The sequence below is a fragment of the Variovorax sp. PAMC26660 genome (assembly GCF_014302995.1).
GTDB lineage: Bacteria > Pseudomonadota > Gammaproteobacteria > Burkholderiales > Burkholderiaceae_C > Variovorax.
This window is the reverse complement of the sequence record NZ_CP060295.1, coordinates 3,591,570-3,612,211: the sequence shown is the minus strand read 5'-3', so window position 1 is coordinate 3,612,211 and position 20,642 is coordinate 3,591,570. Positions and strand designations below refer to the sequence as shown.

Genomic DNA, 20,642 nt, shown 5'->3' with positions numbered 1-20,642 from the left:
GCTGGAGTGTGCAGGGCGAAGGCGCGCCAAGGTAGTCCCGAGGCTTGAACAATTGATATACGCTTGACGCATGACAACGCCACTTTCGGCTCCGCCCTCGGTCGACCGCATCGAGCTGATGCAGACCTTCGTGCACATCGTCGAGGCCGGCAGCCTCTCGGCCGCGGCCGCGCAGATGGGCACCACCCAGCCCACCGTGAGCCGGCGCCTGCAGGCGCTCGAGCGCTCCCTGGGCGTGCGCCTGCTGCAGCGCTCCACCCACGCCATGAAGCTCACCGAGGACGGCGAGCGCTGCTTTGATCGCGCCAAGGAACTGATCCTGAGCTGGAGCGCCTTCGAGGCCGAGCTGCGCGGTGACGGCGACCACCCCGAGGGCCGGCTGCGCGTGGTGGCGCCGCACGTCTTCGGGCAGCAGTTGCTGGTGGGGCCGCTGGCCGCGTACCTGCACCGCTTTCCGCAAATGACCGTCGAATGGCTGCTGCACGACGGCCCGCAGGACCGCACGCCCGACTTCATCGCCGAGGGCGTCGATTGCGCGATCCGGGTCGGCGAGGTGACCGACCCGGGCGTGGTCGCGATCCGGCTGTCCGAGGTGCCGCGCATCGCGGTCGGCGCGCCGTCTCTTTTCAAGGAGGCGGCGCAACCCATGCACGCCCGCGACCTCGAAGCCCTGCCCTGGATGGCAGCGCGCAACTTCTACCGCACCGAGATCGCGCTGACCCACGAGACCACCGGCGAGGTGTACCGCGTGCAGATCCGCCCGCGCATGATCACCGACAGCCTCAATGCGCTGCGCAGCGCGGCCGTGCTGGGCGTGGGTGTCGGCGTGCTGTCGACCTGGATGCTGGCCGAGGAGCTCGCGGCCGGCCGGCTGCTGCACCTGGCGCCGCAATGGCATGCGGCCGCCGCGCCGGTGTACATGCTGTACCCGTACGCGCGCTTCTACCCGGCCAAGTTGCGGCTCTTCGTGGACGCCATGCGCACCGCCTTTCCCGCCGCGTAGCGCGTGCCATGGGGATCGGGGACAATCGACGCCTTCCCCCGACTCCCCGAAGTAGCCTGACCATGAACGCCGTCTGGATCGACGAGGCGCCCGCCGCCGCCGACGCCACTGCCAATTCCCTGAAGATCGAACGCGAGACGCACAAGCTCGAAAAGCGCCTGTGCCGCGAGGTCGGCCGTGCCATCGTCGACTACAACATGATCGAAGAGGGCGACAAGGTCATGGTCTGCGTCTCGGGCGGAAAAGACAGCTACGCGCTGCTCGACATCCTGCTCAAGCTCAAGGCCCGCGCGCCGATTCACTTCGACATCGTCGCCGTCAACCTCGACCAGAAGCAGCCTGGCTTTCCCGAAGAAGTGCTGCCCAAGTACCTGAGCGACCTGGGCGTGGACTTCCACATCGAGAACCAGGACACCTACAGCATCGTCAAGCGCGTGATTCCCGAGGGCAAGACCACCTGCGGGCTGTGCAGCCGGCTGCGCCGCGGCATCCTGTACCGCGTGGCGGACGAGCTGGGCGCCACCAAGGTCGCGCTGGGCCACCACCGCGACGACATGCTGCAGACCTTCTTCCTCAACATGTTCTTCGCCGGCAAGTTGAAGAGCATGCCGCCCAAGCTGGTGAGCGACGACGGCAAGCATGTCGTGATCCGTCCGCTGGCCTACGTGGCCGAAAAAGACACGGTGCGCTGGGCGCAGCACCGCCAATTCCCGATCATTCCCTGCACGCTGTGCGGCAGCCAGGAAAACCTGCAACGCAAGCAGGTCGGCGAGATGCTGCGCGAGTGGGACAAGAAGCACCCCGGCCGCGTGGAGAACATGTTCACCGCGCTGCAGAACGTCGTGCCTTCTCACCTGCTCGACGGAACGCGGCACGACTTCAAGGGTCTGAAGGCGACGGGCGTGGCAGACGACGAGGGTGACAAGGCCTTCGACACGCCCTCTTTCGACCTGCTCTCCCAGGCACCCTCGGCCCTGCGCATCGTCCAGGGCTGATTCGGGCAACCCAGGGGAATTTAGGGCACTTGGCCCGGAGACCCTTATGAAACTTGCGCTTTCCGCTCTTCTTTTAGTAGCAACCCTGTCGGGCTGCGCCACCTCCTGGGTGGTCGACAGCAACGTGAAAAGCTTCTCTTCGCTCGGCACCGTGGCCCCCGGCGCCACCTACCGCTTCGAGCGGCTACCCTCGCAGCAGGCGGACACCGCCCGACAGGAATCACTCGAAGCCATGGCCGCCGCCGCGCTCGACAAGGTCGGCCTGCGCCGCGACGACACCAAGCCGCAATACAGCGCACAGATCGGTGCCCGCGTGACGGCCGGCCTCTCGCCCTGGGCCGACCCGTGGCTGTACGACGGCCCCTGGGGTTATGGCGGTTACGGCTACGGCCGGCGCTTCTACGGCGGCGGCTGGTACGGCGGCCCGGTGTTCATGCCGCCCGCGGCCAACCCCTGGTATGAGCGCGAGGTGAGCATCGTGCTGCGCGAGGTCGGCAGCAACCGCGTGGTCTACGAAACGCGGGCCCGCAACGACGGCCCCTACAACGCGAGCGCGGCCATCCTGCCGGTGATGTTCCAGGCGGCCTTGCAGGGCTTTCCCAATCCGCCGCAGGGCGAGCGCCAGGTGAACATCGACCTGAACCCGCCGACCGCGAAGAAATAGAAGGAAGCAGCGCGCTTCTAGAATTCCGCGGATGGAAGAAATCACCCGTTTGATCGCCGTGCGCCACGGCGAAACCGCCTGGAATGTCGGCACCCGCATCCAGGGGCACATCGACATCGGCCTCAATGCCACCGGCCTCTGGCAGGCAGAGCGCACCGGCCAGGCGCTGGCGGACGAACCCATCGGCGTCATCTACGCCAGCGATCTTTCGCGCGCCTGGCAGACCGCCGAGGCCATCGCCAAGCCCCACGGCCTGCCGGTGCAGCCCGAGCCCCGCCTGCGCGAGCGCGCTTTCGGTGACCTGGAGGGCATGAGCTTCGCGGAGATCGAGGCGATGAAGCCCGAAGAAGCCAAGCGCTGGCGCGAGCGCGACCCCGAGTTCGAACCTGTAGGCGGCGAGAGCCTGCTGACGTTCCGCGACCGCATCACGGGCGTGGCTTCGGAGCTGGCGGCGCGCCATCCGGGCGAACTGGTCACGCTGGTGGCGCATGGCGGCGTGATGGACGTGCTGTACCGGGCGGCCACCCGCCAGGCCTTGCAGGCTCCGCGCACCTGGCAACTCGGCAATGCGGCCATCAACCGCATGCTGTGGACGCCCGAAGGCTTCAGCCTCGTGGGCTGGAGCGACACCGCGCACCTGGCCCATCCGGATGCGGGCAACGCGCTCGACGAGACGACGACCTGACAGGTCTGCGAACGGCGACCTTGCCATGCACAAGGTCGTTGTTCACCCGGTGAAGCTGACGCCACACTACCGTCCTGCAGTTCAACGGCCGCGGCCTTCTGAATGAAAAGAATAAATTCCGAATCCTCGGCCTATGCCAGTTGGGACGCCTCCCTGGCCCTCTCGACCCCATGGATCGAAGCCACTCATCTGGGCAACGTCGTCAGCTTGGCAGCCGGGGACGTGCTGGCCCGGGAAGGGGAGCGGCACAGTTATTTCTATCTTCTTCGATCCGGATTTGTTCACTCGACACTCCAGCGAAGCAATGGCGCGGAATTTCTGCTCGAGATATTCGGGCCGGGTGCAATTTTTGGTGAAGGCCCTGCATTCGCCAACAGGCCTCGCCCGACCACGACGCGAGTGGTTGCGCCCGCGATCCTCAGCCGCTATCTCCCGGCGGATATCACCCAGAAATTCTCCACCATGCCCGAGCTCGCGGCTTCGCTCATTCAACTCCTCGGCTTCAAGAATCAAATGGTTGTTGAAAAGCTTGCAGGCGTTGCATCAGCGGCGCCCAAAGAGCGGGTTGTCGATCTGCTTTTGCGTATTGCGCGATTGCAATCGAACAGCGAATTTCCATTGACACAGGAATCAAAGAACTTTCAAGTCGATCTCACGCACGAGAAAATTGCCGCAATGACTGCATTGAGCCGAGTCACCGTGACAAGAACGCTGAACCTGCTGTCGAGAGAGGGCGTCATTGAGACACGGGCCAAGCAGGTGATCATCCATGATGCTTCTGCGCTACGTCGTTTGCATTACAAAAATAGTTGACTTCCTGTATCTCTGGATACCACGAAAACCCTAACTTAGCGCCATTATCGTCCTCTCAATCCTAGAGGAAATGATGGCAGAGTCAAACAAATGGGTGGTTGAGGATATCAACCGCACGACGCCGAACCTCGCGGCGATAAAGAAATTTTCAACCGGAGACCACGCAGGCCTGCGGTTCGAGAATTTCTTACAAGAATATCAAATTGACCTGATATTGCATGCCATTTCAGAAATCGGCATCGAATATTACGAGGGCGACGACAAGGCCGGCGGCGTTGTTCGCAAAGGAAAGCTCGGCCCTAATTTCTTTCGATTCAAATCGGATCACAGTGAATATTTCCGCCGGACACGTATTTTTGAAGAAATATTCGACCAGCGCATTCTCTCTCTTGTCAATTTCTTCCCTCGTGTTCAGGAGGTGGCATCGAAGATGTTTTCCCTGAGCCATGATGTCGCCGAGCACCAGGGCAGGCGCATGATGAATTTCACGGTGCGCGTTTTGCCGGAAGCACCGATTCATCGGGACTGGATGCCGGGTGAAAACACCGGACTTTCATTTGCCCCGCAAATCAAAGATCAGTTTGCATGGAACATCTATCTCAAGATTCCCAAGTCCGGGGGGCAGACACGCATCTATAAAGAACAAGACCTCGCGCTTGCCGGCAAAGAAAGTGAGCATTTCGAAGTTGCCCCCCGTGTCGGAGATTTGATCATCTTCCGCACCACGCAGGCGCATGAGGTATTGCCAAGCGATGGAGAGCGATTGACCTTGTCCGGGTTTTTCGGAACCACCTCTGAGAAACTCCTGTTCTGGGTGTAAGGGTTTTGATGGAAAAATCCCTGTCCACACCCATGGGAATTTCGCATGGCTGGATTGCGGCGCTGCCCTTCATTCCCAAGGTGCTGGTATTTGGTCTTATTGTCGGCGTTGCCAGCAAAAATGCCGATTGGTCTCTGGGTGAATTGGTTTTTGCCGCCTTGAGCATCAATGCAGCCACCGCCCAATTGGCTGCATTGGAATTCAACAATTCCGCTCATATTGGCGCTCTGATTGCATTGACGATCGGACTCAATGCAAAGCACCTTATTTTTACAGCGTCGCTTTGGCCTTATCTGAAGAATTCCAGCAAATGGCGCGTGTGGCTGGCTGCGGCCATGGTGACCGACAGCAGTTGGACGGCGTGTCACATTGCAGCCCAGCGTGGCCCGATCAACGCCAACTTTGTTCTGGGAAATTCCTCCGCGCTGACCTTGGCGTGGACGGCCGGCTGCATCGCCGGATTCCAGTTCGGCGCCATTTTTACGCAGCAGATGCTGTACCGCTTTGGAATGGATGCACTGGTCCCGCTCTCGATGGCGCTGCTGCTGCCCATCGGCCTTCGAAAGAGCCCTCACCGTCTGGCGCCTGTTGGAATCGGCGCCGTGGTCGGTTTGATTTGCTGGTGGCGAACTGATCAGCAAGCCGCGGCGGTGCTGGTGGCGGGCCTGGCCGGCATGGCGTCCACGCTTTGGATCAACAGGAGACGCCGGACATGAATGCCATCGTCGTCATGGCTTTGGTCACGATCGCCATTCGCCTGTCGGGCCTGGGCGCCGCCCAATGGCTTTCGCGTTGGCCGGCGGCCGAGATTGCCTTGTCGAACGCCGGCCCCAGCCTGATGGCTGCCTATCTGTTGATTCAGATCTGCATCGCGCCAACCTTGCTCTTGCCCGTGGTCGTCACCATGGCGGTGGTGTGGCGCTTCGGAGGACTGCAGATTGCCTTTGTCGCCGGTTGGCTGGCGCTCATGGCCGCACGCCATCTTTAAAGTCAAAGGGGCGCCGCCCGCACCGCGGCCGTCTTCGCCTCGCCCGGCAAATCGACCATCGGCCCCGTGCCGCTGTAGCGGTCTAGCGCCAGATAGATCGCGGGCGTGATGTACAGCGTGATCACCTGCGAGAAGATCAGCCCGCCCACCACCGCCACGCCCAGCGGCTGACGCAACTCGGCGCCGGCGCCAAGGCCCAACGCGAGCGGCAGCGCGCCCATCAACGCGGCCAGCGTGGTCATCAGGATCGGCCGGAAACGCAACCGGCAGGCCTCGCGGATCGCATCAACCGGCTTCATGCCCTCGGTGCGTTGTGCATCGAGCGCGAAGTCGATCAGCATGATCGCGTTCTTCTTCACGATGCCGATCAGCAGCAGGATGCCGATGGTCGCGATCAGCGTCAGGTCGAAGCCGAAGAGCTTCAGCGAGAGCAGCGCCCCCACCGCCGCCGACGGCAGGCCCGCAAGAATGGTCAGCGGGTGGATGTAGCTTTCATACAGCACTCCCAGCAGCACGTAAATGACCAGCACCGCCAGCACCAGCAGCACGGCCTGGCTCGACTGCGAACTCTGGAACACCGCCGCATCGCCACCGTAGGTGGTGATGATCGAGGGCGGCATCTTCAGTTCGTCCTTGTAGCTGTCGATCTTCGCGGTCGCGTTGCCCAGCGGTACATCAGGGGCGAGGTTGAACGACACCGTCACCGCCTGCAACTGGCCCTGGTGGTTGACCGAGGTCGGCCCCACGGTGCGCTTGATGGTCGAGAAGGCCGACAGCGGCACCAGCCGGCCGGTGGTGCTTCGCACCGACAGGCGCGAGACATCGTCCTCGAACTGGCGGTCGCTGTCGGCGGCCGAGAGGATCACCTGGTAGGTGTTGCTCGCGGCGTAGATGCTGCCGATCTGCCGGTCGCCATAGGCGTTGTAGAGCGCGGTGCGCAGGTCGCCCACCGCCACGCCGAGCACGCCGGCCTTGTCGCGGTCGATGTCGAGCGTGGCCTGCAGGCCGCGGTTCTGCGAGTCGCTGGTCACGTCGCGGAACGCCGGGTCGGCGCGCATGCGCTCCATGAGCTTCGTGGACCACGGCACCATCTCGCCGGCGTTCACGCTCTGCAGCGTGTACTGGAAGCGCGCCTTGCTCTGGCGCCCGCCCAGCCGCAGGTTCTGCACCGGCTGCATGTAGACGGCAATGCCCGGGATCTCGCGGAAACGCTGGCGCAGCGATTCGAGCACCTTCGCCATCTGCGGACGCTCGCTGCGCGGCTTGAGCACGGCGAACAAACGGCCGGAATTTTGCGTAGCGGTCGGGCCGCCCACGCCGACGAAGGAGCTGACGTAGTCCACGCTCGGGTCGGCCTGCAGCGCATCGGACACGCGCGCCTGCAGCACCTTCATCGCGGCGAACGAAATGTCTTCGGCGGCTTCGGTCGTGATCTGGATCTGGCCGATGTCTTCCTCGGGGAAGAAGCCCTTGGGAATGGTGACGAACAGCCAGCCGGTGACAACGAAGGTCAGGCCCGCCATCGCCAGCATCAGCTTGCGGTGCTCCAGCGTCCAGTCGAGCGAACGCATGTAACCGCCGTGCACCGCGCGGTAGCCGCGCTCGAAGGCGCGGCCGATGGCGGTGCCGGGTTCGGGGTGCTCTTCCTCGTGGTCCATCGCGCCCTCTTTGCGGGGCACATGCTTGAGCAACCGGCTCGCGAGCATCGGCACCAGCGTGAGCGACACCACGGCCGACACCAGCACCGCCAGCGCCACCACCACCGCGAACTCGTGGAACAGCAGGCCGATCACGCCCGGCATGAAGAAGATCGGGATGAACACGGCCACCAGCGAGATGGAAATCGACACGATGGTGAAGCCCACCTCTCGCGCACCGCGCAGCGCCGCCGCGAAGGGCTCCATGCCCTTCTCGACGTAACGCATGATGTTTTCGAGCACCACGATCGCGTCGTCCACCACCAGCCCCACGGCCAGCGTGATGCCCAGCAGCGAGACGTTGTCCAGGCTGTAGCCGAAGGCGTAGAGCAATGCCACCGCGCCGATCAGCGAAATGGGAATGGTCGCGGCCGGAATCAGCGTGGCCACCAACCGGTGCAGGAACAAAAAGATCACCAGCACCACCAGCGCGATGGTGCCCAGCAGCGTGAGCTGCACGTCGTGCACCGCCTCGCGGATCGAGAGCGAGCGGTCGTTCACCATCTGGATCTCGACCGACTGCGGCAGCTCGGCCTTGAAGCGCGGGATGAGCGCGCGCACCGCGTCCACCACCTGCACGGTGTTGGCATTGGGCTGGCGCTGCACGGCCAGCGAGATCGAGTCCTGGCCATTGAAGCTGCTCGACGTCTTGACCGACTCGAAGCTGTCCTCGATGGTGGCGACTTCGTCGAGCCGCACCGGGGCGCCGTTGCGCTGGCCGACGATCAGCTTGGCGAAGTCGGCCGCCTTCACGAGCTGGCGGTTGGCCTGGATGGTGAGTGTCTGGCGCGGACCGTCGAGCGTGCCGACCGGCGTGTTGGCATTGGCCGAGTTCACCGCCTTGGCCAGTTCGTCGAGCGTGATGTTGCGCGCGTTGAGCAGGTCGGCGTTGGCCTTGATGCGCACGGCAAAGGCCTTGCGGCCGTACACACCCACCTGCGCCACGCCGTCGATGGTCGAGAGCGTGGGCGAGATCAGGTTCTCGGCATAGTCGTTGAGTTCGGCCGGGTTCATCGACGGCGAGATCAGCGCGATGAAGAGCACCGGCGCATCGGCCGGGTTCACCTTGCGGTACGAGGGCAGTTGGGTCAGTTCCTGCGGCAACTGGCGCTGGGCGCGCAGCAGCGCGGCCTGCACGTCGACCGCGGCGGCATCGATGTCGCGGCTGCTCACGAATTCGAGCGTGAGCGAGGTCACGCCCTGCGTGTTGACCGAGCTGATGGTCTGCAGGCCCGGGATGGTCGAGAACTGCTTTTCGAGCGGCAGCGCGACCGAACTCGCCATGGTGTCCGGGCTGGCGCCGGGCAGTTGCGCGTTGACGTTGATGACCGGCGTGTTGTAGCTGGGCAGCGCCGCCACCGGGATGCTGAAGTACGCAAAGATGCCGATGACCACCACCGCGGCGGACAGCAGCACCGTCATCGCGGGACGACGGATGCAGAGCTCCGAGATGTTCATGCGCGTTCCCGCACGGGCTTGGCGTCCGACGAAGCGGCGCTGCCGGGCGTCACGCCCGTGGTGCCGTTGGGCACAGCCGGCGCCTTGGCATCGACGCGGACCTTGCCGCCGGGCCGCACGTTCTGGCTGCCCTCGATCACCACCTGCTCACCCGGCTCGACGCCGCTCACCGCGACCTTGGTGCCGAAGGTGTGCAGCGTCTTGACCTTGCGGCGCGTGGCGGTCCTGGACTCGTCGACCACGTAGAGCGACGTGCCGTCGGCCAGCATCATCAGCGCCGCGGCCGGCACCACCGTGGCGCCGTCGAGCGTGCGCACCGTGATGCGCGTGCCGACGAACTGGCCGGGCCAGAGGCTCTGGTCGGCGTTGCTGAACACAGCCTTGGCGCGCACGGTGCCGATCTGCGGATCGACCGTGTTGTCGACGAAGTCGAGCGTGCCGTTCAGCGGCTCCTTGCGTCCGGTGACCACGGCCTCGACCTTCGAGCGGGTGCGCGCGGCGGCCAGCAGGTCTTGCAGGTTGCCCTCGGGCACCGGGAAGCTCACGGCGATCGGGTCGAGCTGCGTGACCGTGACCAGCGACAGCGTCGGCTGCACCAGCGTGCCGGGGTAGATGTTGACGGCGCCGATGCGCCCGGCAATCGGCGCGCGCAGCGTGGCGTAGCCCAGCGCCACCTGTGCCGACTGCACGGCGGCGCGGTCGGCCGCGACGGCGGCGCGTTGCGCTTCGAGCTGCGACAGCGTGGCGTCGGCCGCGCTCTTGGCAATGAAGTTCTGCGCCACCAGGTCCTGGCTGCGCTTGTACTGGCGCTCCAGGTCGGCCATGGTGGCCTCGTCCTTTTGCTGCTGGGCCCGGGCGCGCGCCAGGTTGGCCTGGTCGTTGCGGTCGTCCAGCGTGAACAGCAACTGGCCCGCCTTGACGAACTGCCCTTCCTTCACATGCACCGCGCTCACCGTGTTCGTGACCTGCGGGCGCAGGTCGACGCTGTTGAGGGACACCACGCTGCCATTGACCTGCACCGTCACCGGCACGTCCTGCTTTTCGGCCGTAGCCAGCGTCACGAGCGCAGGCGCGCCGCCACCGGCGGTGGTCGGGGCCTTGTCGTTTTTCGCGGCAAGCTTGTTGCCGGATAGGCTCCACCACCCGCCCGCGACGGCTACGATCAACACACCCGCAAGGGCAACGGCAACATTTGTTTTCATGGGGTTCTTGTGCACTTTGGGCTGACAGCAGCTATTGGAGCAGTGGCCGCCCCGCCGTGTCGATGGGCACCGTAAATAAATGTAAAGCAGTGAACGAACTGCGTTGCCTGCAACCCACTGTGTCCGGCGCGACCGACAGCCACCCCGTCGTTAAAATCGCCCGCTCCACAGCCTCTGGATATACCCCATGAACCGCTGCAAGAAACCCACGAACACTCTCACTTTCATAGCGCTTTGCGCAGCAGTCGCAGGCGCTGCGGGCTTTTTCTCGCTCCAGGCCAACGCTCAGGACGAGGTGCCCCGCCCCCAGACCCAGAACGAATCGCTGGTCGGCGGCCGCAATTTCCCCATCGGCACGCTGCGCGGCAAGTTCATCGTGACCAATGCGCCCGACGTCGAACTCGACGGCCGGGCCGACCGCCTGGGGGCCGGCGCGCGCATCCGCAGCGCACAGAACATGCTGGTCATGCCCGGCGCGATCATCGGCCAGCGCTTCCTGGTGAACTACACGCGCGATGCCGCCGGGCTGCTGCGCGAGGTCTGGATCCTCACGCCCGACGAAGCCTCGGCCAGCCGCGAGTCGCTGAACAAGCCGTTCCTGAATGTCTGGCCATTCACCTCGAACGACACCGTCAACACGCAATAAAGAAAAGGCGGCGCGGACCTTCTGCGCCCGCCTGTCGCGCCCTTCTTCTGCAGGAGGGCCATGAAAGAGATTCCCATGAAAAAAGTATTCATCAAGACCTTCGGCTGCCAGATGAACGAGTACGACTCGGACAAGATGGCCGACGTACTGCACGCCGCACAGGGCTACGAGCCCACGCAGAACGTGGACGAGGCCGACCTCATCCTGTTCAACACCTGTTCGGTGCGCGAGAAGGCGCAGGAAAAAGTGTTCTCCGACCTCGGCCGCGTGAAGCACCTGAAGGCCAAGGGCGTGAAGATCGGCGTGGGCGGTTGCGTCGCGAGCCAGGAAGGCGCGGCCATCATTGCGCGCGCACCTTACGTCGACATCGTGTTCGGCCCGCAGACCCTGCACCGCCTGCCCGAAATGCTGAATGACCGCGAGCGCCTGAACCGCCCGCAGGTCGACATCAGCTTCCCCGAAATCGAGAAGTTCGATCACCTGCCGCCCGCGCGCGTCGACGGCGCGACCGCCTTCGTGTCGATCATGGAAGGCTGCTCCAAGTACTGCAGCTATTGCGTGGTGCCCTACACGCGCGGCGAGGAAGTGAACCGCCCGCTCGACGACGTGCTGGTCGAAATTGCCGGCCTGGCCGACCAGGGCGTGCGCGAGATCACGCTGCTGGGCCAGAACGTGAATGCCTACCGCGGCAAGATGGGCGACACCGCCGAGATCGCCGACTTCGCGCTGCTGATCGAGTACGTGGCCGAGATCCCCGGCATCGAGCGCATCCGCTACACCACCAGCCATCCGAACGAGTTCACGCCCCGACTGATCGAGGCCTACGCCAAGGTGCCGCAGCTCGTGAGCCATCTGCACCTGCCCGTGCAGCACGGCAGCGACCGCATCCTGATGGCCATGAAGCGCGGCTACACCGCCATGGAATACAAGAGCACGGTGCGCAAGCTGCGCGCCATCCGCCCTGAACTCGCTCTCTCCAGCGACTTCATCGTCGGCTTCCCCGGCGAGACCGACGAAGACTTCGCCAAGATGATGAAGCTCATCGACGACTGCCAGTTCGACAACAGCTTCAGCTTCATCTTCAGCCCGCGCCCCGGCACGCCGGCCGCGCAACTGCAGGACGACACGCCGCACGAAGTGAAGCTCGCGCGGCTGCACACGCTGCAGGCGGTGATCGACGGCAACGTCAAGCGCTTCGGCCAGGCGCTGGTGGGCAGCACCCAGCGCGTGCTGGTCGAGGGCGCCTCGCGCAAGGATGCGAACGAGCTGATGGGCCGCACCGCCTGCAACCGCGTCGTCAACTTCGAGGGCGACGCGCGCCTCGTCGGCCAGATGACCGACCTGCGCATCACGCGCTCGCTGGCGTACACGCTGCGCGGCGAAGTGCCGACCAGCGAATCGTCGATGGCAGCAGCCCCGGCCGCGCTCGCCCACTGATGGCGAAGCGGCCATCCATACGGGGCTCGTTCCAGCAGCTCCTGCTGTTCGCGTTCCTGCTGATTACCGCGCTGCTGGTGGGCGTGGCCCTGCGCTCCGTGCTCCAGTACGACGTGCTGATGACGCAAAGCCGCGACGCGGCCGCGCGCGCGCTGCGGCTGTCGGGCGCGTCCCAGTCGCTGGCCGAGCGCAGCGCGGCGATGGAACGTGCCGGGCGCCAGTCTTTGGTGCTGAACGACGCCGTGCTGCGCCGCCGCTTCGACGACGCAGCGCGCGAGGCGCACCAGGTGCTCGAGCGCCTTGAAAAGAACGGCCTGGCACCCGCCGGCATCGAGATGTGGCGCACGCAGCTCGGCGTGATCGAGGGCCTGATGAGCGGCAACGCCGACAGCGCCCTGGCCCGCGAAAGCACGATGGCGATGCAGTTCCGCGAACTCGACGCGCTCAACACCAACCTCGCGCAGCAGGCGCAGTTCCTGATCGAAACGCAGAACGATGCGCTGGCCAAGCGCATCGAGAACGCACGCCGCCGGCTGATGCGCGAAGTGGTCGCTGCCAGCGTGCTGGCGGTGGTGCTGGCGCTGGCTTTCGGCATCTGGCTCGCCCGGCCTTTCAAACGGCTCGAAAACGCCATCGTCGGCCTGGGCCAGAACCGGCTCGACGAACCCATCGACATTCGTGGCCCGGCCGACGTTCGGCGCGTGTCGCAGCAGCTCGAATGGCTGCGGCTGCGCCTGACCGAGCTGGACGCCGACAAGGCGCGCTTTCTGCGCCACGTGTCGCACGAACTCAAGACCCCGCTGGCCGCGCTGCGCGAAGGCGTCTCGCTGCTCGAAGACGGCGTGACCGGCCCGCTGAACCCGGCGCAGCTCGAAGTCGCGCAGATCCTGCAGCAGAACACGGTGTCGCTGCAGGGGCAGATCGAGGCGCTGCTGCGCTTCAACGCCGCCGCCTTCGAGGCGCGCGAGCTGCGCCGCGAACGCACCGAGCTGCTGCCGCTGATCGAGGAACAGATCGAGGCACAGCGCCTGCAGTGGCAGTCGCACGGGCTGCGCGTGCGCGCCGAGGGCGAGCCGATCACGACCACGGTCGACCGCGCCAAGCTCGGCACGGCCATTGCCAACCTGCTGTCCAACGCGATCCGCTTTTCAGCCAGCGGCGGCGTCATCACGCTGGCGGTGTCGGGCACGCCGGACGCGGTCTACATCGACGTCAACGACGCCGGCCCGGGCATCGCAGAGGGCGACCGCGACCGGATCTTCGAGCCCTTCTTTCGCGGCGAGCGCCAGCCCGAGCACACGGTGAAAGGCACCGGCATCGGACTTTCCATCGTGCAGGAGTACATTGCAGCCCACGGGGGCCGTATCACCTTGCTGCCTGACGGGCCCGGTGCACGCTTTCGCATCGAATTGCCGCGCACAGCCTGAGCACTCACCGCGCCCCATCCGAAACACCGCCTCGCGTCCCCTTCTTCAACCCATGTCTTTTTCGTTCGTCCGCAGTTCCACTTTCGCCGGGGCGATGACCGTGCCTTTCGTCCTGCTGCTGGCCGCCTGTGCCATCCAGCCGAAGCCGCCCGCCGAAGCCGATGCCCTGCCGCCGCCCACCGTCCTGCCGCGCGTGATGCCCGTCGAGGCCGAGCCCAGGGCGCCCGCCACGCAGCCGGCATCGATCTTCACGCTGATGACCCAGGGGCCGCTGGCGGCCATGCTGTCGTACGCCGACAAGGTGCGCCCGCTGAACGGCGCCGACCTGAGCGCCGAGATCGCACGCGTCGGCGACCCCGGCGATTCGCCCACCGCCCAGATGCAGTTGGCGCTGTTGCTCTCGCAGACGCGCGTGCCGGCCGACCTCGCGCGTGCGTTGGGCCTGCTGCAGCGCGTGATCGCCAACCCCGCGCCCGAAGCACAGGCATTGCAGCCGCTCGCCCGTGCGCTGGCCGCGCGCTACATCGAGCAGCGCCGCGTCGAGGACGACCGCGACAAGCAGGTGCAGCAGCAACGCGACAGCCAGCGCCGCATCGACCAGCTCAACGACCGCATCGAAGCCCTGCGCGCCATCGAGCGCAGCTTCGCGCGGCCCGCCAGCACGCCGGCGCCCGCAGCAACACCCGCACCGACAACCAACGGAGCAAAACCAAGCCCATGAGCACTTCCGGCGCCCGCCTCCTCGTGGTCGACGACGACCCGGACATGCTTCGGCTGCTCTCGATGCGGCTGGTGTCGGCGGGCTACCAGGTCACGGCCGTGACCTCGGCCGAAACCGCGCTGACCCAGCTCGAAATCGAGCATCCGCAACTGGTGCTGAGCGACGTGCGCCTGCCCGGGCGCGACGGCCTGCAGCTCTTCGACGAGATCCGCAAGCGCCACCCCTCGCTGCCGGTGATCCTGCTCACGGCGCACGGCACCATTCCCGATGCGGTCGAAGCCACGGCGCGCGGCGTCTTTACCTACCTCACCAAGCCCTACGACGCGCGCGAACTGCTCGAAAAGATCGCCCAGGCGCTGGCGCTCGGTGCGCCGACCACCACGCCGAGCAAGACCGGCGACGACAGCTGGCGCTCGGAAATCGTGAGCCGCAGCAACCGCATGGCCGAACTGCTGGCCGAGGCGCGCATGGTCGCCAAGTCGGACGCCTCGGTGCTGCTGCGCGGCGACTCGGGCGCCGGCAAGGAACTGCTGGCCCGCGCCATCCACAAGGCCAGCGCGCGCGCCGACAAGCCCTTCGTGGCCGTCAACTGCGGCGCCATTCCCGAGGCGTTGCTCGAGTCGGAACTGTTCGGCCACATGAAGGGCGCCTTCACCGACGCCCACGCCAATCACAAGGGCCTGTTCCAGCAGGCCGACGGCGGCACGCTGCTGCTGGACGAAATCGGGGACATGCCGCCCGCGCTGCAGGTCAAGCTGCTGCGCGTGCTGCAGGAGCGCGCGGTGCGCCCGCTGGGCGCGAGCCAGTCGATCGAGGTCGACGTGCGCATCGTCTCGGCCACCCACCGCGACCTCGACGCCGCGATGGAAGCGGGCCAGTTCCGCGAAGACCTGTATTACCGCCTGAACGTGGTGACGCTCACGCTGCCGCCGCTGTCGGCGCGGCGAGAAGACATCCCGCTGCTGGCCAACCACTTCCTGCAGCGCCTGTCGACCAAGTACGGCAAGCGGCTCTCGGGTTTCGCGCCCGAGGCGCTGAAGGCGCTGACCACCGCCGCCTGGCCCGGCAACGTGCGCCAGTTGTTCAACGTGGTCGAGCAAGTCTGCGCGCTGTCGAGTTCGCCGCTGATCCCGCTGGCGCTGGTGCAACGCGCACTGCGCGTGCCGACGGTCGAGGTGCAGACCTATGCCGAGGCCAAGCAGCGTTTCGAGCGCGATTACCTGGTCGGCCTGCTCAAGCTGACCGACGGCAACGTGGCCGACGCGGCCCGCCTGGCCGACCGCAACCGCACCGAGTTCTACCGCCTGCTGCAAAAGCACGAGCTCACGCCGGGGCACTTCAAGGCCGACGTTGTCGCCAACGGCAGCGACCCTGTCGCTGAGTAGCGACGCACCTAAGCTGTTGATTTAAAAGGCCATTCCCGACCAGCCCCCAAGGCTTGTCGGGATTCGGCGACAAAAACAGGGGTTTTGAGGCCTTCCGGCCGGCCCGATCCCCCGAAACGACTTCCAGATCATCCCAAGTCGTTGATCTGAAAGCGTTTTTCCAGCCTGGCACAGGGTTTGCCCCTGTACTGGCATGACAGCACTCACCAGCCCATCTTTCGCACTGCGCCAGCAGCGCGACGGCCTGCGTCAAAAGCAGTTTTCCCCCTCGCGGCCCCGTGCCGCGGGCCATTCGCTGGCCGCGCTCGCAAGCGCTGGCGGCTCCGCAACGGATTGCGTCTTCAAGCGCCTTCCTGCCATTGGCGACACCCCTTCCCTCGACAAGCAACGTTGGTAAATCGCATGAAGCCAAACGACTTTTCGCAACTGAATGTTCTGGCCGAGGCCGACTTTTCGCACCGCAGCCCGGTGCGTGAAGAACGCCATCCCAACGCGGTCACGGCTCCCCCGGTCAATCGCGGTTCGATGACGCCCCGCCCCTGGCGCGGTTTCTGGAACAGCCTGGGCACCGCCGCACTGGTCAAGCTCGGCGCGGGCCCCGCGGCCGAAGACGCCAGCGTCCAAGCCGCCCAGCAGGTCAAGCAGCCTTGGCAGCGCGCCGCGGCACAACGCCGCCTCGCGTTCATGCTGCTCACCGTGCTGAGCACCGTGATCGCTTCGGTGCTGTTCGCCAGCGTGCAACCCGACTACGACAACATCTGGCTCGAATACGGCCAGATCGGCCTGTACGGCCTGCTGTCGGGCTGGGTCGTGACCGGTTTCGTGACCGCGCTCATGGGCTTCTACGTCTCGGTGCGCGGTGACAAGCACGCGCTGTCGGCCAAGCAGGTCGTCAACCACCCGATGAACCCCGAAGCACGCACCGCGATCATCATGCCGATCTGCAACGAAGACGTTGCCACGGTGTTCGCCGGCCTGCGCGCCACCTGCGAATCGGTCGCCTCCACCGGCCATGCGAAGCAGTTCGACGTGTTCGTGCTGTCCGACAGCTACGCACCCGCCACCGCCGCCGCCGAGCGCGCCGCCTGGGAAGACCTTCGCGCCGCCCTGGCCGAAAGCCCGAACCAGCCGCAGGTCGAGGTGTACTACCGCCTGCGCACCCGCCGCACGCACCGCAAGGCCGGCAACGTGGCCGACTTCTGCCGCCGCTGGGGCAAGGACTACCGCTACATGGTCGTGCTCGACGCCGACTCGGTGATGAGCGGCGACTGCCTGACCTCGATGGTCAAGCTGATGGAAGCCAACCCCACCGCCGGCATCATCCAGACCGCGACGCAGGCCATCGGCCACGTCACGCTGCATGCCCGCGCACAGCAATTCGCTTCCCGCGTGACGGGCCGCCTGTTCACACTGGGCATGCAGTTCTGGCAACTGGGCGAATCACACTACTGGGGCCACAACGCGATCATCCGCGTCGAGCCCTTCATGAAGCATTGCGCGCTGGCCCCGATCAAGGGCACCGGCGGCATGTCGGGCGGCATCATGTCGCACGACTTCGTCGAAGCCGCGCTGATGCGCCGTGCCGGCTACAACGTGTGGCTGGTGTCCGACCTGGTCGGCAGCTACGAGCAACAACCGCCGGACCTGCTGGCCGAACTGCAACGCGACCGCCGCTGGTGCCAGGGCAACCTGCAAAACGCCCGCCTGATGGCCGAGCCCGGCATTCACCCGGTGCACCGCGCGATGTTCGTGACCGGCACCATGGCTTACGCCTCGGCGCCGCTGTGGCTCGCGTTCCTGACGCTGGGCACGGCCCTGTGGCTCAGCGGTTCCAGCCTCGTGTCGAGCTGGAGCGTGCTGCCCGCCGAACTGGCTGGTCTGTGGGTCTGGACCCTGTGCCTGTTGTTCCTGCCGCGCGTGCTGGGCATCGCTGCCGTGCTGATGCGCGGCGAGCAACGCCAGTACGGCGGTGTGTGGGGCCTGGTGAAGAGCTCGGTGCTCGAAAGCGGCCTTGCCATCGTGCAGGCTCCGGTGCGCATGCTGGCCCACTCGCTGTTCGTGGTCGTGGCCCTCACCGGCATCAAGCTCGACTGGAAGTCGCCCCCGCGTGAAGCCGCTGCTGTGCCGTGGAAGATCGCTGCCGCGCAACTGGCACCGATGTCGCTGGTGATTGCCGCGCTGGCCGTGGGTGTCGCAATGATCGACCCGAGCGCACTGATCTGGCTCATGCCTGTCGGCCTGCCGCTGCTGCTGGCGATTCCGCTGACCGTGCTGACCAGCCAGATCGCGCTGGGCACCACGCTGCGCGACCGCGGCTTCCTGCTGATTCCCGAGGAATCGCGTTCGCCGGCCGTGCTGCGCCGCGCCTGGATGCATGCCCTGCGCCTGGCGCGCCCGGCACTGGCAACCGCCTGATGCGCTGAACCACAGCCCCCAAAAAGAAAGCCGGCCACTGCGCCGGCTTTTTTCATGGTGCTTCGCGGGGGCCTACTTGCCCTGCAGCGCGGCAACGAACTCCTGGGAGTCGAAGCCTTCCCTCATGTGATGGCCCTTGACGATCAGATAGGGAATGCCGTCGCCGCCCAGGCTGTCGAGCTTCGACTTGCAGCCATGGTCCTTGTCGATGTCGCACTGCTCGTACTGGAAGCCGTACTCGGCCATCCAGCCCTTCGCGGCGCGGCAATTGGGACACCAGTCGGCGGTGTACATGAAGACGTCTCCCGGCTTCGAGCTGGCGGCCAGCGCGGCGAGTTGCTCGGTACTGCTGTTTCCGCTCAGTTTCGATGCAAGGCTGGACACGCTCACGCCGGCCGGGCCCCGCTTCTGGATCACTTGATAGCCCAGGTAGGCTCCGCCGATCAGCAGGAGCAGCATCAGCCATTTGCCCCACGGCAGGCCGTCACCGTCCGATACCGCGTGGGTGCGTTGCGGTCGATGCCCCACCGGCGATGCAGGGCTGCGGGCGTCGGCGGCCTTGTTGTAGGCCACACCGCAACCCGGGCACTGCCAGATCGGCGCATCCGTGTTTTCGGGGCGGACAAGCTGGCACTTGGCGCAGATGGTTGGCATGTGGGGAACTCCTCCGCCGCAAAGCTTAGCAAAGTCAAATTGCCAGGATGCCTCAGGCCCTGGCTCGTCGAGCGGGCGGTTCACCGGGTGCGCGCACGTACGCACAGACCAGTGAAACCAGCTCCCTCTTCAGTTCCGGAGAATCAAGCAACCCGTTCAAGGCCGCGTGATGCACGACGCCTTCCATGGCCGCGGAAATCACCTGCGCGGCGATGTCATCGCGTTTGGAGCCGCGGCGCTTTCGATGGGTCGAGACGATCGTCTTGTAGTGCTGCAAATACCGCGCATCGAACGCGTCGTGGGCAGATCGTGTTTCTTCGCTGCGCGGCGCTTCTTCGAGAAGCGCGCGATGAAGCGCCGGGCGCGAGCCATGAACGGCCAGCATGCCTTGAACGAGCGAATCGACGCATTCTTCAAGCGGCCTTGCGTCTTCACTCGCAGCCTGAAGCACACCGAGAACATCGTCGAAGTGACGGCGCCTGAGCGCTTCGATCAACGACAGCTTGTTGGGAAAGTACTGGTAGAGCGAGCCGATGCTCACGCCAGCCATTTCGGCGACCTCGTTGGTCGTGAATCTGGCCCAGCCCCGCTGGCCCAGAACCTGAGTCCCGGCCTCGACGATGGCATCGACCGTTGCGCGGGAACGTCGAAGGCATCCCGTTCCCGGCGTTGAACCCGGGCGACACGCTGGGCGGGGAAGCCACCGGAGAAGTGGTCTCGCCCCCGAGGGCAGTGGACTCGCGTCGGGTGATCTGGTGATGCACGTCCAGGGCTGGCGCGAGTACGCCGTTGCGCCAGCCACCGATTGCACGCGTCTGGACAACAGCGAACTGCCGCTGCCGGCAGCCCATCTCGCACATGGCTGGACGGCCTACGCGGCACTGACGCGCGGCGTGCAGATCCGCCCCGGAGACACGGTGTTCGTGACCAGCGCCGCCGGCGCCATCGGATCGATGGCAGGCCAGATCGCCCGCTTGCTGGGCGCAGGCCGGGTCATCGGCAGCACGGGTTCGCGGGACAAGGCAGATCGGCTGATCAGCGAACTGGGCCATGACGCGGCCGTGGTCCGTGGCGCGGGGCCAATCGTGGATCAACTGAGAGCAGCAGCGCCCGACGGCATCGACGTTCTGCTCGACAACGTCGGCGGCGAGCAGTTGCAGGCGGCCGTCACCACTGCGCGCGAGAACGCGCGTTTCGTGATCGTCGGCACGCTGTCCGGGCAGCTTGCAAGCCACGGCGCGGGCAGGACCCCACCGGTCGAGCTGGATTCGGTCCAGCTCCTGCTGAAAAAGATCGTGATGCGCGGATACAGCGCCGATGACGACCCGGACGCACGCGCCGAATGGAATCGCCAGTTCGGCATCTGGCTGCGCTCGCGCAGCATCGTGTTTCCGCACGTCGTGCTCAAGGGCATCGAACAGGCGCCCGAAGCTCTGCAGAGAGTCGCGCAAGGGCGGTACTTCGGAACCGTCTTGGTCGCGCTGTGAATCGCCGCGAAGGATGGACCCGAGTGTGGCTAGAATCGCGCACTCATTTTTCAAACCACGGATCCTTCGATCCCCTGGAGCGCCAATTGCCCCGATTCGCCGTCATCACTCTCTGACGCCGACAACACCACTTCGCTGGTCATGT

Annotated in this window: 19 protein-coding genes; 15 read left to right on the top strand and 4 right to left on the bottom strand. The window is 65.6% G+C overall.

Annotated elements, in window-relative coordinates; translation table 11 throughout:
• The first annotated feature begins 70 nt into the window (after window positions 1-70).
• The 8 genes from H7F35_RS17150 (at window position 71) to H7F35_RS17115 (ending at window position 5,968) form a co-directional block, all read left to right on the top strand.
• Window positions 71-1,003: a LysR family transcriptional regulator gene (locus H7F35_RS17150; RefSeq protein ID WP_187114002.1), complete on the top strand. Its 933-nt coding sequence runs from the start codon at window positions 71-73 to the stop codon at window positions 1,001-1,003.
• A gap of 62 nt (window positions 1,004-1,065) precedes the next feature.
• The gene (ttcA, locus tag H7F35_RS17145) at window positions 1,066-1,998 is read left to right on the top strand and encodes a tRNA 2-thiocytidine(32) synthetase TtcA (RefSeq protein ID WP_187114001.1); all 933 of its coding nucleotides are present in this window, start codon (window positions 1,066-1,068) and stop codon (window positions 1,996-1,998) included.
• A gap of 46 nt (window positions 1,999-2,044) precedes the next feature.
• Window positions 2,045-2,662 carry a DUF4136 domain-containing protein gene (locus H7F35_RS17140; RefSeq protein WP_187114000.1) on the top strand — a complete coding sequence of 206 codons (618 nt, stop codon included), beginning with the start codon at window positions 2,045-2,047 and terminating at the stop codon, window positions 2,660-2,662.
• A gap of 31 nt (window positions 2,663-2,693) precedes the next feature.
• Complete coding sequence (locus tag H7F35_RS17135) at window positions 2,694-3,347, top strand: histidine phosphatase family protein (protein ID WP_187113999.1); 654 nt, start codon at window positions 2,694-2,696, stop codon at window positions 3,345-3,347.
• 102 nt (window positions 3,348-3,449) lie between these two features.
• A complete protein-coding gene (locus H7F35_RS17130) occupies window positions 3,450-4,160 on the top strand; it encodes a Crp/Fnr family transcriptional regulator (RefSeq protein ID WP_187113998.1) in 711 nt (236 codons plus the stop codon).
• A 73-nt stretch (window positions 4,161-4,233) separates the two neighbouring features.
• Window positions 4,234-4,980 carry a 2OG-Fe(II) oxygenase gene (locus tag H7F35_RS17125; protein ID WP_187113997.1) on the top strand — a complete coding sequence of 249 codons (747 nt, stop codon included), beginning with the start codon at window positions 4,234-4,236 and terminating at the stop codon, window positions 4,978-4,980.
• An 8-nt stretch (window positions 4,981-4,988) separates the two neighbouring features.
• Window positions 4,989-5,696 carry an AzlC family ABC transporter permease gene (locus H7F35_RS17120; protein WP_187113996.1) on the top strand — a complete coding sequence of 236 codons (708 nt, stop codon included), beginning with the start codon at window positions 4,989-4,991 and terminating at the stop codon, window positions 5,694-5,696.
• Entirely contained in the window at window positions 5,693-5,968 is a 276-nt protein-coding gene (locus H7F35_RS17115; protein ID WP_187113995.1) for a hypothetical protein, read from the top strand. Before H7F35_RS17120 ends, H7F35_RS17115 begins: the two co-directional genes overlap by 4 nt.
• A gap of 2 nt (window positions 5,969-5,970) precedes the next feature.
• Here the strand turns inward: H7F35_RS17115 and H7F35_RS17110 are convergent, their stop codons facing one another.
• Both H7F35_RS17110 and H7F35_RS17105 read right to left on the bottom strand, forming a co-directional pair.
• Window positions 5,971-9,123 carry an efflux RND transporter permease subunit gene (locus tag H7F35_RS17110; RefSeq protein WP_187113994.1) on the bottom strand — a complete coding sequence of 1,051 codons (3,153 nt, stop codon included), beginning with the start codon at window positions 9,121-9,123 and terminating at the stop codon, window positions 5,971-5,973.
• Window positions 9,120-10,325, bottom strand: a complete 1,206-nt coding sequence (locus tag H7F35_RS17105; RefSeq protein WP_261803661.1) for an efflux RND transporter periplasmic adaptor subunit — start codon at window positions 10,323-10,325, stop codon at window positions 9,120-9,122. Before H7F35_RS17105 ends, H7F35_RS17110 begins: the two co-directional genes overlap by 4 nt.
• A 295-nt stretch (window positions 10,326-10,620) precedes the next feature.
• Here H7F35_RS17105 and H7F35_RS17100 point away from each other — a divergent pair, with 295 nt between their 5' ends.
• The 6 genes from H7F35_RS17100 to mdoH all read left to right on the top strand — a co-directional run bounded on the left by H7F35_RS17100 (window position 10,621) and on the right by mdoH (window position 18,356).
• Window positions 10,621-10,971 carry a hypothetical protein gene (locus H7F35_RS17100; protein WP_261803660.1) on the top strand — a complete coding sequence of 117 codons (351 nt, stop codon included), beginning with the start codon at window positions 10,621-10,623 and terminating at the stop codon, window positions 10,969-10,971.
• 75 nt (window positions 10,972-11,046) lie between these two features.
• Window positions 11,047-12,408, top strand: a complete 1,362-nt coding sequence (miaB, locus tag H7F35_RS17095) for a tRNA (N6-isopentenyl adenosine(37)-C2)-methylthiotransferase MiaB (protein WP_187113992.1) — start codon at window positions 11,047-11,049, stop codon at window positions 12,406-12,408.
• Window positions 12,408-13,835 (top strand): sensor histidine kinase, encoded by a 1,428-nt coding sequence (locus H7F35_RS17090; protein ID WP_187113991.1) that lies wholly within the window; start codon window positions 12,408-12,410, stop codon window positions 13,833-13,835. Before miaB ends, H7F35_RS17090 begins: the two co-directional genes overlap by 1 nt.
• Window positions 13,836-13,929: 94 nt before the next feature.
• Entirely contained in the window at window positions 13,930-14,556 is a 627-nt protein-coding gene (locus H7F35_RS17085) for a hypothetical protein (RefSeq protein ID WP_261803659.1), read from the top strand.
• Entirely contained in the window at window positions 14,553-15,941 is a 1,389-nt protein-coding gene (locus H7F35_RS17080) for a sigma 54-interacting transcriptional regulator (protein WP_187113989.1), read from the top strand. Before H7F35_RS17085 ends, H7F35_RS17080 begins: the two co-directional genes overlap by 4 nt.
• A gap of 402 nt (window positions 15,942-16,343) precedes the next feature.
• Window positions 16,344-18,356 (top strand): glucans biosynthesis glucosyltransferase MdoH, encoded by a 2,013-nt coding sequence (mdoH, locus tag H7F35_RS17075; protein WP_187113988.1) that lies wholly within the window; start codon window positions 16,344-16,346, stop codon window positions 18,354-18,356.
• A gap of 72 nt (window positions 18,357-18,428) precedes the next feature.
• Here mdoH and H7F35_RS17070 read toward each other — a convergent pair whose 3' ends face one another.
• Together H7F35_RS17070 and H7F35_RS17065 are read right to left on the bottom strand one after the other, a co-directional pair.
• Entirely contained in the window at window positions 18,429-19,010 is a 582-nt protein-coding gene (locus tag H7F35_RS17070; protein ID WP_187113987.1) for a glutaredoxin family protein, read from the bottom strand.
• A gap of 52 nt (window positions 19,011-19,062) precedes the next feature.
• On the bottom strand, window positions 19,063-19,632 hold the full coding sequence (locus H7F35_RS17065; protein WP_187114308.1) for a TetR/AcrR family transcriptional regulator: 570 nt from the start codon (window positions 19,630-19,632) through the stop codon (window positions 19,063-19,065).
• 136 nt (window positions 19,633-19,768) lie between these two features.
• Here H7F35_RS17065 and H7F35_RS17060 point away from each other — a divergent pair, with 136 nt between their 5' ends.
• Window positions 19,769-20,497 (top strand): MDR family NADP-dependent oxidoreductase, encoded by a 729-nt coding sequence (locus tag H7F35_RS17060; protein ID WP_261803691.1) that lies wholly within the window; start codon window positions 19,769-19,771, stop codon window positions 20,495-20,497.
• The last annotated feature ends 145 nt before the right edge of the window (window positions 20,498-20,642 follow it).

Bases quoted from the DNA above. Each gene is read 5' to 3' on its own strand.
- H7F35_RS17150 (WP_187114002.1), top strand. From the start codon at position 71: ATGACAACGCCACTTTCGGCTCCGCCCTCGGTCGACCGCATCGAGCTG.
- ttcA (WP_187114001.1), top strand. From the start codon at position 1,066: ATGAACGCCGTCTGGATCGACGAGGCGCCCGCCGCCGCCGACGCCACT.
- H7F35_RS17140 (WP_187114000.1), top strand. From the start codon at position 2,045: ATGAAACTTGCGCTTTCCGCTCTTCTTTTAGTAGCAACCCTGTCGGGC.
- H7F35_RS17135 (WP_187113999.1), top strand. From the start codon at position 2,694: ATGGAAGAAATCACCCGTTTGATCGCCGTGCGCCACGGCGAAACCGCC.
- H7F35_RS17130 (WP_187113998.1), top strand. From the start codon at position 3,450: ATGAAAAGAATAAATTCCGAATCCTCGGCCTATGCCAGTTGGGACGCC.
- H7F35_RS17125 (WP_187113997.1), top strand. From the start codon at position 4,234: ATGGCAGAGTCAAACAAATGGGTGGTTGAGGATATCAACCGCACGACG.
- H7F35_RS17120 (WP_187113996.1), top strand. From the start codon at position 4,989: ATGGAAAAATCCCTGTCCACACCCATGGGAATTTCGCATGGCTGGATT.
- H7F35_RS17115 (WP_187113995.1), top strand. From the start codon at position 5,693: ATGAATGCCATCGTCGTCATGGCTTTGGTCACGATCGCCATTCGCCTG.
- H7F35_RS17110 (WP_187113994.1), bottom strand. From the start codon at position 9,123: ATGAACATCTCGGAGCTCTGCATCCGTCGTCCCGCGATGACGGTGCTG.
- H7F35_RS17105 (WP_261803661.1), bottom strand. From the start codon at position 10,325: ATGAAAACAAATGTTGCCGTTGCCCTTGCGGGTGTGTTGATCGTAGCC.
- miaB (WP_187113992.1), top strand. From the start codon at position 11,047: ATGAAAAAAGTATTCATCAAGACCTTCGGCTGCCAGATGAACGAGTAC.
- H7F35_RS17090 (WP_187113991.1), top strand. From the start codon at position 12,408: ATGGCGAAGCGGCCATCCATACGGGGCTCGTTCCAGCAGCTCCTGCTG.
- H7F35_RS17085 (WP_261803659.1), top strand. From the start codon at position 13,930: ATGACCGTGCCTTTCGTCCTGCTGCTGGCCGCCTGTGCCATCCAGCCG.
- H7F35_RS17080 (WP_187113989.1), top strand. From the start codon at position 14,553: ATGAGCACTTCCGGCGCCCGCCTCCTCGTGGTCGACGACGACCCGGAC.
- mdoH (WP_187113988.1), top strand. From the start codon at position 16,344: ATGAAGCCAAACGACTTTTCGCAACTGAATGTTCTGGCCGAGGCCGAC.
- H7F35_RS17070 (WP_187113987.1), bottom strand. From the start codon at position 19,010: ATGCCAACCATCTGCGCCAAGTGCCAGCTTGTCCGCCCCGAAAACACG.
- H7F35_RS17060 (WP_261803691.1), top strand. From the start codon at position 19,769: ATGCACGTCCAGGGCTGGCGCGAGTACGCCGTTGCGCCAGCCACCGAT.